Genomic DNA, 14,372 nt, shown 5'->3' on the forward strand with positions numbered 1-14,372 from the left:
CTACAATTATTTAATAAAATATTGGAGAATTAATATGACTACTGTATTTGATGTACCTGCAGATTTATTAATTGAAAAAGTCGCAGACGAATTAAAAAATAATGATAAAATCAATTCCCCTGCATGGTCCAATTTTGTCAAAACTGGTGTTCACAAAGAAAGAAAACCAGAAAATGCTGATTGGTGGTATGTAAGAGCTGCTTCTATCATCAGAAGAGTTTACATGGATGGTCCTGTAGGAGTTATGAGTTTAAGAACTTTCTACGGTGGTAAAAAAGACCGTGGTGTACGTCCTGAAGTATTTAGGAAAGGTAGCGGATCTATCATCAGACACGCACTTCACCAATTAGAAGATGCGGGATATGTAGAAAAAGTTGAAGGTGGAAGAGTTATCAGTCCAGCAGGAAGATCATTCTTAGATAAAATTTCTGCTGAAATCATTAAAGATATTCCTGAACTTGAAAAATACTAATTATAATTCGGAGAGTTTGATATGAGCGATTTAGATGAAATTCGTCAAAAAAGAATGGCTGAATTACAAGCTCAACAAGCTGCTATGCAGAATCAACAAATGCAGCAACAACAAGCTGCTGCACAGGCACAACAGCAAGAAGCACAAAGGCAACAGTTCGAAGCTCAGAAAAAACAAATTTTGAGTCAAATTTTGACTCCTGAAGCTCGTACTAGATTAGGCAATCTCAGATTAACAAAACCCGAACTTGTTGAACAAATTGAACTTCAATTAATTCAATCAGCTCAAGCTGGAAGTTTAAGAGGTAAAGTTACAGATGAGCAGTTAAAAGTCTTATTAAGACAAATATCTGGTCAGAAAAGAGAAATTAAAATTACAAGGAAATAATATCAATGAAAGCTGGTGTATTATATAGTGGTGGCAAAGATTCATCTTTCATGGCCGTGATGCTTAAGAGATTAGGTCTTGATGTAGAATTGTGCACTGCTAATTTTGGTGTTTATAAATCATATATTCCAGCATCTAAATCAGCAAAATCTTTAGGCTTTAATCACAGAGTTATTGATTTGGACATTGGTCTGTTGGATAAGACCTGTGATATGATTATGAATGACGGATTTCCGAATGATGGGATTAAATTCATTCATGAAAATGTTGTAGAGAATGTTGCTGAAGAATATGATATTATTGCTGATGGGACAAGACGTGATGACAGGACTCCAAAACTCAATATCAATCAAATAAAAAGTCTTGAAGACAGAAAAAACGTTCAATATATAAATTTGGACAGTTTCGGTCACAAATCTGTGAAATTAATAACATCCAATTTGTTTGAAATTTCCCATGAAAAGTCAAATAAGGATAACAGCTCAGATTATGAGGTTGAAATAAGAACTTTGATTGATGAGAAAGGAGGAAATTCATTGGACATATTCCCTGAACATTATCAAACTCGTGTTATTGGATATAAAAAATAATTATTATTACAGGTGATAAAATGAGTAGAAATAAACCATTAGCTAAAAAATTAAGGATGGCAAAAGCAAACAAACAAAATAGGAGAATTCCAATCTGGGCTTATGCTAAAACTAACCGTAAACTTAGATACAGACCAAAACCTAGACATTGGAGAAGAAACAGTCTTAAATTATAATGAGGGGTTATTATGGAAAGAGTTTACACAATTCCACTTAGAAATGTGAAAAATGTTAAAAGGACTATCAGAGCTCCTAGAGCTATTAGAGAAGTTAAAAACTTTTTAACTAAACACATGAAAGCTGAAGATGTTAAAATTGATGAATCTATCAATCATGCTATTTGGGAAAGAGGTATTCAAAAAATACCTTCTAAAATTACTGTAAAAGCGGTTAAAGATGATGATGGTATTGTAACAGCTACTTTAGCAGAATAGCTATAGTACCTTTTACCATGCTATTGAGTAATGTGAGGTGACAATATGTTAAATAGAGTTGATATTGTAGGAAATCCGAATGTAGGAGTATTTATCATTGCAACCGATGATGTAGCTATTGTTCCTTATTCTCTTTTAGATGAAAAAGCGGAAATTATTAAGGAAACATTAGACGTCGATGTTGTTAAAGCTTCTATATCTGGTAGCAGTCTCATTGGATCTTTAGCTGTAGCTAATTCTAATGGTATCGTTGTTTCCCCACATGTGTTAGATAGAGAAATTGAACAATTTAAAAAGCTTGGTTTGAATGTAGATACCCTTCCAGGTCAATACACTGCAGTTGGTAATATTATTGCAGCAAATGACAAAGGTGCTATTGCAAGTCCGTTTTTAGAACCAGACGCTATTCAAGTAATTGAAGAAACTTTAGATGTTGATGTAAAATCTTCTTCTATCGTTGGAAGTGATATTATTGGTTCTTTAGTTAGCGTAACTAATAAAGGATTTTTAATGAGTAATCAGGCTATGAATAGTGAAATCAATTTTGCTCAAGAAGTATTTGGTGTAGAAGGAGACATAGGTACTGTTGGAAAAGGTATTCCATTAGTTGGTGCATGCATCATTTCCAATTCAAATGGTGCTATTGTTGCTAAAGACAGTACTGGTCCTGAAATGGCTAGAGTTGAAGAGGCATTAGGCTTTTTAGATGATTTTTAATTAATATATCATGAGGGATTTAATATGATAACAAAAATTTACAGAGTTAAAGGTACTTTTGTAATGGGCGATGAATATCATAAGTTTACCAAAGAATACAAAGCTACTTGTGAAGATGATGTAGAACAAAAAATTTATCAACGTTTCGGAAGTAAACATGGTATTAACAGGAACCAAATTTCTATTAAAGAAATCGAAGAAATTGCTCCTGAAGATGTTTTAGACCCAATCGTAAAAGAAATTTTATAAATACATTTAAGGTGTAATCATGGAAGATCAGCAAAGATTAAATAATCTTCTTAATGAAATTAATGCATACAGACAACAAGCAGACTTAATTCAACAACAAATTGAATTAATTCAAGCTTCCATTGCTGAAGTCGATGCATTATCCAACACTTTAGATGACATTGAAGGAAAAGATTCTATTGAAGCTTTCGTTCCTGTAGGTGCTGGTTCTTTCATTAAAGGGGAACTTAAAAGTACTGATGAAATTATTGTAAGTATTGGTTCAGGTATTGCTGTTAAAAAAGATGCAGACGGCGCTCGTGAAATCATTGCTGGACAAAAAGAAGATTTAAAAGACAGTTTAGATAAGATGTTAGCTAACTTACAGCAAGTCACTGACATTGTTGGAAATCTTCAAGCTCAAGCAGAACAATTAGCTGCTGCTGCTCAAGGCAATATGACTCAAATGGGTTAAATACTTTTACAATTTTTTCTTTTTCTATTTTTTTTAAATTTTACTATACTTTTTTTCAAAACACTTTTATATTAATGATGTAATATATTTTTAGTGGAGGTTAACTCTTGAAATTTAATAGAACATTAATTGTTGGTTTAGCAATTTTAATGGTTTTACTTAGTGGATGTCTGGTTTTTGCAGAAGATACTAATGGGACTGATGATGGCCTTCTTGATAATGAAACTGATGTTGACGATGATCCAGAAGACAACGGTACTGAAGTGGATGACATTGGAGTTGTTAACGGTACTTTGCCGCCAGAACCTGATAATTCTACTGTCGATATATCTTATGCAATATCTAGTGAACCTACACAATCAGATAATGGCACTGAAGATGCCACTAAAAATGCCACTACCGTTTCAGATAATCATGCAACAGGTAATCCATTAGTGGTATTATTATTTGCAGCGGTAGGTATTGGTGTTGCTTCATTAAGACGTAGGAAATAATTTTTAAAGATTTTTTTTAAAAATCTTCTCTTTTTTATTTTTTTAACTAATTTTTTCATAATTTATATAATATAAAAAATATAAATACACATAATTAAATTTTTAACTAACTTTTAAGGTTGGGTTATTTTTGTTTGAATCATTAAAAAAGAAATTTTCACGTACAAGTGAAAAATTAGAAGAAGAGCTTATAGAAGAAGCTGAAAAAGAAGATAATCTTCAAGAGGAATCTGGTAAAAGATTTTCATTTTTCTCATTTGGTCGTAAAAAAGAAGAAAAGAAAGAAGAAGAGGATGAATCCAATTTAATTCCTGAAACTACTGAAGAAACTGAAGCTGAATCAACTGAAGAGACAAAAGAATCTGATGATGGCGTTAAGGAAGAGAAAAAATCTCGCTTCTGGAGCAGCTCTAAGGATGAGTCTGACGATGAAGAGGATGTTGATGAATCCGACAAAGATGCAGATGATACAGAAGATGAACCTGATGTAGGGGAAGTTGATGAACCTGAAGAAGAGGTTAAAGAGGAGAAGAAATCTCGCTTCTGGAGCAGGTCTAAGGATGAGTCTGACGATGAAGAGGATGTTGATGAACCTGAAGAAGAGGTTAAAGAGGAGAAAAAGTCCCATTTCTGGAGCAGGTCTAAAGATAAGTCTGATGATGAAGATTCCGAAGACAAAGAAAAAGATGATTCTTCTGAAGAGAAAAAGTCTCATTTCTGGAGCAGGTCTAAAGATAAGTCTGATAAGGAAGACATTTCTGCAGATGGTGAAGCTACTGGAGGTTTATTCTCATTTGTCCGCGAAAAAACTATTTCTGAAAAACACGTTGAAGATATTTTATGGGAGCTTGAAATGGAGCTCTTGCAGGGTGATGTAGCTATGGAAGTTGCAACAGAAGTGGTTGACAGTGTTAAAAACGATTTGGTCGGTAAAAAAATAAAAAGAAGCAATGACATTACTGAATACACTTTCATTGCTTTGAGAAATGCTGTATCTGATATAATCGACATTCCTGGAAAATCAATGACAGAGATGATTGAAGAGAAAAAAGCTCAAGGGGAACCTCTTGTAGTGATGTTTGTTGGAATTAATGGTACTGGTAAAACTACAACAATCGGTAAATTGGCTAATTATTATCTTAAAAAGGGTTACACTCCAGTAATTGCGGCTTCAGATACATTTAGAGCAGGAGCTATTGAACAAGTTACTTATCATGCTGATAATGTAGGTGTTAAAATCATTAAACACAAAAAAGGTTCAGATCCAGCAGCTGTAGCATTTGATGCAGTTGAACATGCAAAAGCACAAGGAAAAGAATTAGTTTTAATTGATACTGCCGGTAGAATGCAAACTAATGTTAACCTTATGGATGAAATGAAAAAGATTAAAAGAGTTGCTAATCCTGATTTGGTTATCTTTGTAGGTGATGCATTAACAGGTAATGATGCAACAGAACAGGCAATCAAATTTAATGATGCAATTGACATTGATGGAGTTATTTTAACAAAAGCGGATGCAGACAGTAAGGGTGGAGCATCACTTTCAATCGGTTATGTAATACAGAAACCTATAATGTTTTTAGGCGTAGGTCAAGGATACGATGATATTAAGGAATATGATGCTGAATGGATGCTAGACCAATTATTTAGCGAAAGTGAAGAGGCAGAAGTCTTAGAGGAATAAAATGGATTCTCGAAAAATATTATTCGTTGCGCTTATAGTTCTGATATTATTTGCTATTGGATTCAACCTATTCGGTTTTGAACATAATAATCCTTTGGCGGAATCATTGAAGGCACATGAATCTAAGGAAGATGTATCTATGGCGGTAACTGGAGACATTATGCTAGGACGTAATGTTGCAGGTGCAATAGGCTCTGATTCACTTCCACTTGCTGGAATAAGCAATGTAACTTCAAATGTTGATTTGTTGCTCATAAACTTGGAAAATGCCGCAACCACATCTGAAAATGCAGTTAAGGGAGACATTCCACTTAAATGCAATCCGAGTGATGTGGTGCTTGCTAAGGGAAACAACAATACTATAGCTGCTCTTGCAAATAATCACGTTTGTGATTATGGCATTGGTGGAATGAATGATACTATCAAAACAGTTAAGGATGTTGGAATTACTCCAATCGGTGCGGGTAGTGATGAAAATCAGGCTCATGCTCCTGCTGTTGAAGAGATTGGCGGAAGGAACATTACCATATTCAACTATATGGATTCAAATAACTTCGCCGAATATGATTATCAGACAATGCCTTATGCTAATGGTTCAGCGCCAGGATACTCTGCATATAATTCTCAAGTAGCTCAAAAACAAATTTCTGATGCTCGAGGTAATGGATCAGACTTTGTTGTTGCTTATTTACACTTTGGAAACGAATATTCAACATCTCCTAATGAGGATCAAGTCAAAATCGCTCATGAATTGATTGATTATGGGGCAGATGTTGTTATAGGCTCACATCCTCACGTTACTCAAGGTGTGGATATGTATAAGGGAAAACCTATATTCTACAGTTTAGGAAACTGTGTATTTGACATGTCAGGCAATGGTGTGGAAAATGCATATATTCTTAAAATAGATTTGGTAAATAACACGGGTAAGTGTACAGTATATCCAGTATACATTTCAGGTTATCTGCCACACTTTATGGATAAGGATTCTGGCAATTCTCTTTTAAATGGCCTTACTCCTAAGTGCAATGAGTTTAAGGTTGACAATGGTGTAGGTACATTGGAATTTAATTTAACTGAAGAAAAATAGAATTTGATTTAAATTCTTTATTTTCTTTTTTATTTCTTTTATTTTATTGATTTTTTTATTTTTGCTTTTAATTTATCTTATTTTATTTATAATCAGTATAAATCTTATTATTTTTACTGCAATAAGCCAATATATTTATATTTTATTCATGGTTCTATCATTATTTTTCTAAAATTAATTCATATTGTTTGAGCTTATTGCATAGTATTTAAAGAATATTATTCTTTTATTTTCTATTTATACATATGTTATATCTTTTTTTATCAATTTAATTTATTTTCATTCGTTTTTTTAAATTTAAAGTTTTAAAAACATTTATATATGTATGATTAATATATTTTATGTTACAAGATATTTTTTTTAAAAATACATTGGACGGTGAAAAAATTTCGATAAAACGTAAATCATTGTTTATTGCATTTGCATTATTGATTTTCCTTTTTATTGGATGTGTAAGTGCAAGTGAAGATGGTAATGTTTCAGTAATTGAAAAAACAAATGGTAATTCTGAATTATTATCTTCAAATATTAATTTAAATGAGAAAGTTGAATTAGAAAAAGATTTAAATGAAAATTCAGTTGTTAAAGAGGATAACTCTCAGGAGGTTATTGGCAATGGTTCCCCATCTGCTAAGGTAGTTGAAGATAAAAAAGCTTCCTTGAAAGTTGTATCCTCACCGACTATAATTAAAGGAAACTATTTTCAGGTAAAACTTTCAGATGAAAATGGAACTGGAATAACAAAAAAGAAGGTTTCAATTGTGGTCGATGGAAAGACATACAAGAGGAATACTGATGCTAAAGGTATTGCAAGTTTAAGAATAAATCTTGCTAAAAACTATTATGATGTAAAATATTCCTTCAAGGGTGATGGATATACTTCCGCTTCAGGTTCAAGTAATATTTTGGTGCTTACTAAAACTCAATCTACATTCAAAGCATCTAATTATGTTGCATACAAAGGTTTTTCTAATCCGTTTACTGTTACACTAAGTGCTGATGGAATAAAATTAAAAAATAAAAAAATTAGATTTAATATTAATGGAAAAAATTATTATAGGACAACTAATTCCAAAGGTAAGGCTAGTTTGGAAATTAAACTTGCCAAGGGATCTTATCCAATTAAATACACTTTTACTGGTGAGAAAAATATTGATTCAACTTCAGCTAAATCAAAAATAACAGTTAAAAAAATGACTACCAAGATTTCCAGAGCAAATTCAGTAAAATATTATCACAAAACCACAGCACCTTTCAAAGTTAAAGTTGTTGATGCAAGAGGAAATCCTGTTGTGGGTAATGTAACATTTTCAATTAACAAAAAGAAATACACTAGGAATATTAATTCCAATGGTATCGCAAGTTTGAACATCAAATTAAGTCAAGGTTCTTATAAAATTAGTTATACATTTGCAAAAACTTCTCTTTATGAAAAGTCTAGTGGTTCAGCAACATTAAACATTAAAACTTTAGGTAAATGTGTGAATAATGGATATTGGCTTTTCGGGTATAATATGAAAAATGTCAATTTGGATAAATTGGCTAAAACTTCAACCAAACACATCTTTTTGAATTTTGCTGCTCTTGAAAAACACGGCAAAAGTGCTGTAGAGACTTTCATAGCTGATGCAAAGAAAAAAGGAATCTCTGTTCACATATGGATGCAGATATTCTATACTGGTGGAAAATGGATTTCTGCTACAAATGGTGATGGTAGTTATAAATATTCCTTCTTCAATTCTAAAATCAATGAAGCTAAGGAATATGCTAATCTTAAAGGTGTTGCAGGGGTTCATATGGATTATTTAAGATTCCCTGGAACTGCATATAAACATGCTAATGGTGTGGAAGCCATTAATTACTTTACAAAAAGTCTTTGTAATGAGATTCATAAAATTAATTCAAAACTCATTGTTTCCGCTGCTGTAATGCCTGAAACAGATTCAAATAAATATTATTATGGTCAGGATATTCCAACATTATCCAAATATCTGGATGTTGTAATTCCAATGATTTATAAGGGAAATTATGCTTCCGGAACATCTTGGATTGAATCAACCACTGCTAAATTTGTAAAAATGAGTAATGGTGCTCAAATTTGGACTGGTATTCAATCATATAGGTCTGATGATGATGTAACTAGTTTATCTTCTTCAGAACTTTTAAAAGATTATAAGGCAGCTGCAAATGGCGGTGCAACAGGTGTTATTTCATTCAGATGGGAAATATCTAAATTAATTGATTTTGATTTGATATAACAAATTCCATTTTTTATTTTTATTTTTCAGGTGGTAAAATGCAAAAAAAATTTCTAATTCCGTTATTTCTTTTGACACTTATTTTAGCTATTTCTTCAGTTTCCGCATCTGAAAATGCTACTGATGTTGTTGATGTGTCTGAAGTCGAAGTTAATGATATAAGTGTTTTGGAGGATGCTTCTAGTGATAATCAGGTTTTAAGCAAAGAAGATTCCAGTCAAATTACTCAAATGGCCGACAATCAATTGGTGGGTGATAATTCATCTCAAACTGTAAAATCAAAATCTTCAGTTTCTGCATCAAAGGTAAGTGGATATGAATCATTCGCCACTAAATTTGTTGTTAAATTGACAATTGATGGTAAACCGGCATCTGGAAAAAATATTCTTATTGATGTTGATGGTAAGAATTATACACGCAAAACCAATGATGATGGTCAAGCTATTTTAAATATTAAGCTTTCAAAAGGCACCTATAAGGTTAAATTTACATATGCTGGAGATGAGAATGTAACTTCTTCAAAAGGAAGCAGTAAAATATATGTTTATAAACCTATGAAAACCAAATTAATAGCTGATAAGTATCTTAATTTCCGTCAAGGATTAACATCACTATTCTATGTTAAATTGGTGGATATAAATTCTAAAGCTATAAAAGGGCAAATGGTTACAATTAAAGTTGCTGGAAAGACATATAAAGTTAAAACTACTAAGAATGGTTATGCTAAAGTTTTTTTAAGTCTTAAAAAAGGCAATTATAAGATCAAATGTTCATTTTCTAAAAAGCAGCCTTATCTTTCAAGCTCAAAAAATGTAAAAATTAAAGTGAGGGCAAAGATGGCAAAAGGAAATGGGTACTGGTTATGGCCAAAACATATGGCATCCTTAGATTTAAAGAATCTTGCAAACAGGGGTACTAAACATATCTTTTTACTTAGTGATGCCATTTCTTCATATGGGAAATCTTATGTTGTTTCATGGATTAAAAGAGCCAACAGCTATGGAATGAAAGTTCATATATGGATGTTGGTGTGCTATAATGGTGGTGATTGGGTAAGTCCTGTCCGTGATGATGGATCATATAAACACGCTTTCATTAATCAAAAAATAAATGAGGCAAAATACTATGCTAAGATTAGTGGTGTAGCAGGGGTTCATCTTGACTATATGAGATATGGTGGTACTGCTCATAAACACATTAACGCTGTTCAATCCATTACATATATAGTTAAAAAGATAAGTTATGCTGTTCACAGCATTAAACCTAATGCAATTGTTTCTGTTGCTGTAATGCCTGAACCGGACATGATGCTTTATTATTATGGTCAAGATATTCCACAATTGAGCAAATATGCTGACGCTCTACTTCCAATGGTCTATAAAAGTGCTTATGGTAAAAACACTAATTGGATTAAATCCGTAACCAAAACATTTGTCAAACAGTCAAATGGTGCTAAAATTTGGACAGGTATTGAATCATATAAGTCTGAAAATAATCCGGTTAGTTTGTCATATGCCGCATTGATGAAAGATGCAAGGACTGCTATGGCCGGTGGTGCTGACGGCGTTGTAATATTCAGAATTGGTTTGACAAAGTATCTTAATTTTAAAAATGTATAGAAAACTTTGTTTTCTTTACCATTTTCTTTTTGATATAGCTTTTAATCTCTTTTTTTCTATATTTTTCTTTTTATCTGACTGGTATTGTTTTCGTTGTCGGTTGGTTGTAGTTTCATTGTTTCGCATGATGGTTACCAGGTCTATTGAATTGTCGCTGCATGCCATTAGTATTCTAATTTCTTTGTAATTTTTTGAACTTGGGGCATTATAAACAGCAGCATAAATGTTTTTTTCCACATGTTCCCAGCTGATTGGTTCTTCATTCATTAAACAGTCTATGACATAGCTCCTTTCAATTCCATTGTCATCCAATCTTTCCTGGAAGTGCCTGTTTTCAAAACACCAATTGATTCCTGCAGTATCTCCCATTATAAATTTATCAAATACATTCATGTTATTCACTACAATTAAATCTGTAATATTTATTATATATTACTTATAGAAATTTACATGTTAGAGGAATTTATCATGTCGGAACGAAATCAGTGGGATTCATCAATAGCATTTATTTTTGCAATGATTGGTGCGGCAGTAGGTCTTGGAAACATCTGGCGTTTCAGTTATGTTCTTTATTCTAATGGTGGAGGATCATTTTTCATTCCATACTTTATTGCAATTGCTATTATGGGTATTCCATTTTTAATATTAGAATATGGTGTGGGTTTCAGTTTCAAGGAATCGTTTTCAAAGATTATGAAGAAAATCAATCCTAAATTTGAGATTATTGCTTGGATACTGGTTCTTTTTGTGTTTATAGTTACAATTTATTATATGGTTATTTTAAGTTGGGATTTGGTATATCTTTTAAGCAGTTTCACTTTTAGTTGGGGAACTGATGCAGCGGCTTACTTTACTCAAAATGTCGGTGGAAGTTCAAATCTGTCCAATGTTGGCTTCTTATTGATTCCTACAACAGTCGGAGTATTGCTATTATGGGTTGTTTTATGGTTCATCGCTCATAGAAATGTTGATAAAGGAATAGGTAAGGTTTCTAAAATTCTCATTCCAGCTTTGTTTGTTATAATGGGGATAATAGTCATTTATGCTTTGACTTTGCCTGGTGCAGGAATTGGTGTTAATACTCTGCTCACTCCTGATTGGAGCAAACTTATGGATGTTAATATTTGGCTGGCCGCTTTTGCTCAAATCATATTTTCATTAAGTATGGGTCAGGCTATTGCTCTTACATATGCTAGTTATTTACCTGAAAACTCCAAATTGATTGATAATGTATTGATTGTTGTTGCATCCAACTCTGCTTTTGAAATATTTACTGCATTTGGTGTATTTTCAATTTTAGGTTACATGTCATTTACTTCGGGAACTCCTATGGTTCAATTAATTACTGAGGGTACTGGTTTAATTTTCATTGTTTTCCCAATGATTTTTAATATTATGGGTCCTATTGGACGTATTTTAGCTCCATTGCTGTTCTTGGCGATTTTATTTGCAGGAGTTACATCAGCATTAGGATTTTTCGAGCCGATGTTGAATTCAACTGCAGATAAATTAGGGTGGTCTCGTAAAAAAGCCGCAACTATTTTGGCAGTTATCGGTTGTGCATTTTCATTAATCTTAACTACAGGTATCAGTAGCTATTTGGTAGGAATTATTGATTCATTTGTAAATGAATTTGGAATATTGCTGTTAATTGGAGTACAATGTATTATATTTGCTTGGTTCTATGGTGTTGAACACTTTTTACCAGCATTAAATGAATTTTCCACTTTTTCAGTAGGTAAAACATGGATGTTTATAATTAAATACTTGCTTCCAATCGTTTTAATGGTGATGTGGGCAATAGGTATTGTTACATTATTCAGTTCTGCCAAACCATTTGAAATAATGATTGACTTGATTATTATTGTTATGGTTTTAGTATTTTCATTCCTACTTACTAAAGTTAAACCTGCCGGTGAATAATTAATTTTATTCACTTTTATTTTTTAATATATATCAGTAACTTAAAATTGTTCTTTTTTTCATTTCGATTTGTTTTAATTAAAATTATAATTAATTATTATTGTAGTTAGAGTACTCACTCATAAAATAATTATTCATTAATTTAATTATTTGTGATGGTTTGTGTGTGGCGTTATTCCAATCAATATGTTTTGTAGGCATCATAAGCTGCATATGCGGAATAAATTATGCTTATGAAATGTCCAAACGGATTGTTAATGAAAAAATAAATGAAAATGTTTAAAAATATCAATACTATAAACATTGCAATTCCCTTTTGCTTGTCTCCGTTAATTGCCTGACCAAGTCCAGGTATTATAAATGAGAGAACTGCATTCACCAATGCATCGTTAGCCATATTTTACCCTCCAAATTGAAATTAGTAACTTTAACTAGAATCTGCATTTCAGCATATTCTGATTGTTAATGTTATATTTTTTTAATTGATGTAAAATAATTTTTCTATTGTTGATGTTGGTTGCAACTGTGCAATTAAAAAATTCCATATTTGATGAATGAAATTGCAAAAACAATCAAATAATTTAATATTCCAAGTATCAGGAATGTTTTTTCTAAAATGGACTGCCATTTTGTTGGAATTGCATTTTCATCATATAATTTTTTAACAATCATTAATATTAGGGCAATCAATGCAAAATAAAGGAATATTGTAACTCTTGCACCTGAAGGAAATACAACAGGGGAAAATCCAACAATAAATCTTGAAATGAATCCTCCAATGAATATGAACACCGGGAAGAGATTTTTTGGGAAAGCTTTAACAAGCATTATGCAACTGCTGATTAAAAGATAAAGGCTAATTATCACGACACTAATTGAATTCATGTTAAGTGCTGGAACGCCTTCATAGGTGAATAACTTCAGTGTCTCTGTAAGGTAAGGAGTTGCACCAACGATCTGTTTAAACATTTTCGGAATCACGATTAATGGTGAACTTTTAATGACATTTGAAAAGCTTCCAAGAGATTTCACGGAACTGTCTAAAATGGAAATGTCAATGAAAGCATTGAAAATTGTTATGAACAATATTATGAAAATATTGAAGTAGCAAAAGTATTTCAAATATTTATTATTTGATTTGATGATTGCATAAACACTCAAAATAATATAAAACAGTGGGAATATTATCTTCTGTTCTATTAATGTTCCAAATGTTGTAACAAGACCTAAATATGACTTTTCAATAATTGTGAAATTGACAAATTCAGGATACCAGAAAGCAGCCTCGTGTGCAAATCGTATGCTGTTTCCAGGTGCTGTTAATATAAAAATTAGTGAAATAAGAGCTACTGCTGTAGCCATCAAATTAAATTTGTTGATGCTTTTTTTGTTAATTACGGAGTTCAGCAAGTATAATAGGTTAAATCCAAATACCAATGCTCCGCTCTGCTCCTGATTTGCAGCATATAACAGTGCTAAAAATGAAATGATGTATATGTATTTATTTACCTTTTCACCATGGGCTTCATAAATCAGCGGTATGAATGATATCATTCCAAATGCAAAACACCATGAATAGTTGAGGGTTGTTGAAATCCAACCGGCACTTGCCATTTCATAAAATGGATACATCAAAAACAGCAGAACTCCAAGATAAGCAATCTTTTTTGAATAGTTTTTGTTTACTAATTTGATAATATAGTAGACTCCAACAGTATAAATTATAACATCCAATAGTTTCCAGACTATCATGTCTAGACGAGCTAAAATTACTAAAATACCGTCAATAATTAGTCTGCTAGACCAGTTATAATATCTATAATGGAGATAGTCAACTAAAGTTTGATTAGACAGGACTTTTGCATATTTGATGTCGTCTCCATTGAATCCCATAATTAAATGCAAAATCAGCATCAATACTGCAAAAAGGATAAATGGTGAATATTTTTTAATGTTATAATTCATATGTTCATATTTTTGTTTTTAAACTATATAAATTAT

General features: G+C 32.0%; 17 protein-coding genes. 14 read left to right on the forward strand and 3 right to left on the reverse strand.

Going from position 1 to position 14,372, the window contains the following annotated elements:
* Window positions 1-34 precede the first annotated feature (34 nt).
* The 13 genes from QZN45_RS01420 to QZN45_RS01480 all read left to right on the forward strand — a co-directional run bounded on the left by QZN45_RS01420 (window position 35) and on the right by QZN45_RS01480 (window position 10,448).
* A complete protein-coding gene (locus QZN45_RS01420) occupies window positions 35-472 on the forward strand; it encodes a 30S ribosomal protein S19e (RefSeq protein ID WP_292605747.1) in 438 nt (145 codons plus the stop codon).
* 21 nt (window positions 473-493) lie between these two features.
* Window positions 494-859 (forward strand): DNA-binding protein, encoded by a 366-nt coding sequence (locus QZN45_RS01425; protein WP_292605749.1) that lies wholly within the window; start codon window positions 494-496, stop codon window positions 857-859.
* Window positions 860-864: 5 nt separating this feature from the next.
* Window positions 865-1,449 carry a hypothetical protein gene (locus QZN45_RS01430; protein ID WP_292605751.1) on the forward strand — a complete coding sequence of 195 codons (585 nt, stop codon included), beginning with the start codon at window positions 865-867 and terminating at the stop codon, window positions 1,447-1,449.
* Window positions 1,450-1,469: 20 nt separating this feature from the next.
* A complete protein-coding gene (locus tag QZN45_RS01435) occupies window positions 1,470-1,625 on the forward strand; it encodes a 50S ribosomal protein L39e (protein WP_004032463.1) in 156 nt (51 codons plus the stop codon).
* A 12-nt stretch (window positions 1,626-1,637) separates the two neighbouring features.
* Window positions 1,638-1,883 carry a 50S ribosomal protein L31e gene (locus QZN45_RS01440; protein WP_292605753.1) on the forward strand — a complete coding sequence of 82 codons (246 nt, stop codon included), beginning with the start codon at window positions 1,638-1,640 and terminating at the stop codon, window positions 1,881-1,883.
* 45 nt (window positions 1,884-1,928) lie between these two features.
* On the forward strand, window positions 1,929-2,600 hold the full coding sequence (locus QZN45_RS01445; protein WP_292605755.1) for a translation initiation factor IF-6: 672 nt from the start codon (window positions 1,929-1,931) through the stop codon (window positions 2,598-2,600).
* 24 nt (window positions 2,601-2,624) lie between these two features.
* On the forward strand, window positions 2,625-2,849 hold the full coding sequence (rpl18a, locus tag QZN45_RS01450; protein WP_292605756.1) for a 50S ribosomal protein L18Ae: 225 nt from the start codon (window positions 2,625-2,627) through the stop codon (window positions 2,847-2,849).
* 19 nt (window positions 2,850-2,868) lie between these two features.
* Window positions 2,869-3,303: a prefoldin subunit alpha gene (pfdA, locus tag QZN45_RS01455; protein WP_292605758.1), complete on the forward strand. Its 435-nt coding sequence runs from the start codon at window positions 2,869-2,871 to the stop codon at window positions 3,301-3,303.
* 107 nt (window positions 3,304-3,410) lie between these two features.
* A complete protein-coding gene (locus QZN45_RS01460; RefSeq protein WP_296810633.1) occupies window positions 3,411-3,797 on the forward strand; it encodes a hypothetical protein in 387 nt (128 codons plus the stop codon).
* Window positions 3,798-3,927: 130 nt separating this feature from the next.
* Window positions 3,928-5,481: a signal recognition particle-docking protein FtsY gene (gene ftsY, locus QZN45_RS01465; RefSeq protein ID WP_394346747.1), complete on the forward strand. Its 1,554-nt coding sequence runs from the start codon at window positions 3,928-3,930 to the stop codon at window positions 5,479-5,481.
* 1 nt (window position 5,482) lies between these two features.
* Entirely contained in the window at window positions 5,483-6,571 is a 1,089-nt protein-coding gene (locus tag QZN45_RS01470) for a CapA family protein (RefSeq protein WP_296810636.1), read from the forward strand.
* A gap of 341 nt (window positions 6,572-6,912) precedes the next feature.
* Complete coding sequence (locus QZN45_RS01475; RefSeq protein WP_296810638.1) at window positions 6,913-8,829, forward strand: putative glycoside hydrolase; 1,917 nt, start codon at window positions 6,913-6,915, stop codon at window positions 8,827-8,829.
* Between the two features lie 38 nt (window positions 8,830-8,867).
* A complete protein-coding gene (locus tag QZN45_RS01480; RefSeq protein WP_296810640.1) occupies window positions 8,868-10,448 on the forward strand; it encodes a hypothetical protein in 1,581 nt (526 codons plus the stop codon).
* Window positions 10,449-10,463: 15 nt separating this feature from the next.
* On the opposite strand, the gene QZN45_RS01485 is transcribed toward QZN45_RS01480, so the two are convergent.
* Window positions 10,464-10,841 (reverse strand): hypothetical protein, encoded by a 378-nt coding sequence (locus tag QZN45_RS01485; RefSeq protein ID WP_292605768.1) that lies wholly within the window; start codon window positions 10,839-10,841, stop codon window positions 10,464-10,466.
* A 75-nt stretch (window positions 10,842-10,916) separates the two neighbouring features.
* Between QZN45_RS01485 and QZN45_RS01490 the strand changes: the two genes are divergently transcribed.
* Window positions 10,917-12,371 (forward strand): sodium-dependent transporter, encoded by a 1,455-nt coding sequence (locus QZN45_RS01490; protein ID WP_292881483.1) that lies wholly within the window; start codon window positions 10,917-10,919, stop codon window positions 12,369-12,371.
* Window positions 12,372-12,552: 181 nt separating this feature from the next.
* Here QZN45_RS01490 and QZN45_RS01495 read toward each other — a convergent pair whose 3' ends face one another.
* Window positions 12,553-12,768: a hypothetical protein gene (locus tag QZN45_RS01495; RefSeq protein ID WP_292881485.1), complete on the reverse strand. Its 216-nt coding sequence runs from the start codon at window positions 12,766-12,768 to the stop codon at window positions 12,553-12,555.
* Window positions 12,769-12,902: 134 nt separating this feature from the next.
* The gene (locus QZN45_RS01500) at window positions 12,903-14,336 is read right to left on the reverse strand and encodes a DUF6056 family protein (protein WP_296810645.1); all 1,434 of its coding nucleotides are present in this window, start codon (window positions 14,334-14,336) and stop codon (window positions 12,903-12,905) included.
* Window positions 14,337-14,372: the final 36 nt, after the last annotated feature.

Source organism: uncultured Methanobrevibacter sp., from assembly GCF_900314695.1.
Lineage (GTDB): Archaea > Methanobacteriota > Methanobacteria > Methanobacteriales > Methanobacteriaceae > Methanocatella.

Excerpts from the sequence above, each read along its gene's own strand:
- QZN45_RS01435 (WP_004032463.1), top strand. The coding sequence starts at position 1,470 with ATGAGTAGAAATAAACCATTAGCTAAAAAATTAAGGATGGCAAAAGCA.
- QZN45_RS01500 (WP_296810645.1), bottom strand. The coding sequence starts at position 14,336 with ATGAATTATAACATTAAAAAATATTCACCATTTATCCTTTTTGCAGTA.
- pfdA (WP_292605758.1), top strand. The coding sequence starts at position 2,869 with ATGGAAGATCAGCAAAGATTAAATAATCTTCTTAATGAAATTAATGCA.
- QZN45_RS01475 (WP_296810638.1), top strand. The coding sequence starts at position 6,913 with ATGTTACAAGATATTTTTTTTAAAAATACATTGGACGGTGAAAAAATT.
- QZN45_RS01470 (WP_296810636.1), top strand. The coding sequence starts at position 5,483 with ATGGATTCTCGAAAAATATTATTCGTTGCGCTTATAGTTCTGATATTA.
- QZN45_RS01480 (WP_296810640.1), top strand. The coding sequence starts at position 8,868 with ATGCAAAAAAAATTTCTAATTCCGTTATTTCTTTTGACACTTATTTTA.
- QZN45_RS01425 (WP_292605749.1), top strand. The coding sequence starts at position 494 with ATGAGCGATTTAGATGAAATTCGTCAAAAAAGAATGGCTGAATTACAA.
- QZN45_RS01445 (WP_292605755.1), top strand. The coding sequence starts at position 1,929 with ATGTTAAATAGAGTTGATATTGTAGGAAATCCGAATGTAGGAGTATTT.
- QZN45_RS01490 (WP_292881483.1), top strand. The coding sequence starts at position 10,917 with ATGTCGGAACGAAATCAGTGGGATTCATCAATAGCATTTATTTTTGCA.
- QZN45_RS01430 (WP_292605751.1), top strand. The coding sequence starts at position 865 with ATGAAAGCTGGTGTATTATATAGTGGTGGCAAAGATTCATCTTTCATG.
- QZN45_RS01440 (WP_292605753.1), top strand. The coding sequence starts at position 1,638 with ATGGAAAGAGTTTACACAATTCCACTTAGAAATGTGAAAAATGTTAAA.
- rpl18a (WP_292605756.1), top strand. The coding sequence starts at position 2,625 with ATGATAACAAAAATTTACAGAGTTAAAGGTACTTTTGTAATGGGCGAT.
- QZN45_RS01420 (WP_292605747.1), top strand. The coding sequence starts at position 35 with ATGACTACTGTATTTGATGTACCTGCAGATTTATTAATTGAAAAAGTC.
- QZN45_RS01495 (WP_292881485.1), bottom strand. The coding sequence starts at position 12,768 with ATGGCTAACGATGCATTGGTGAATGCAGTTCTCTCATTTATAATACCT.
- QZN45_RS01485 (WP_292605768.1), bottom strand. The coding sequence starts at position 10,841 with ATGAATGTATTTGATAAATTTATAATGGGAGATACTGCAGGAATCAAT.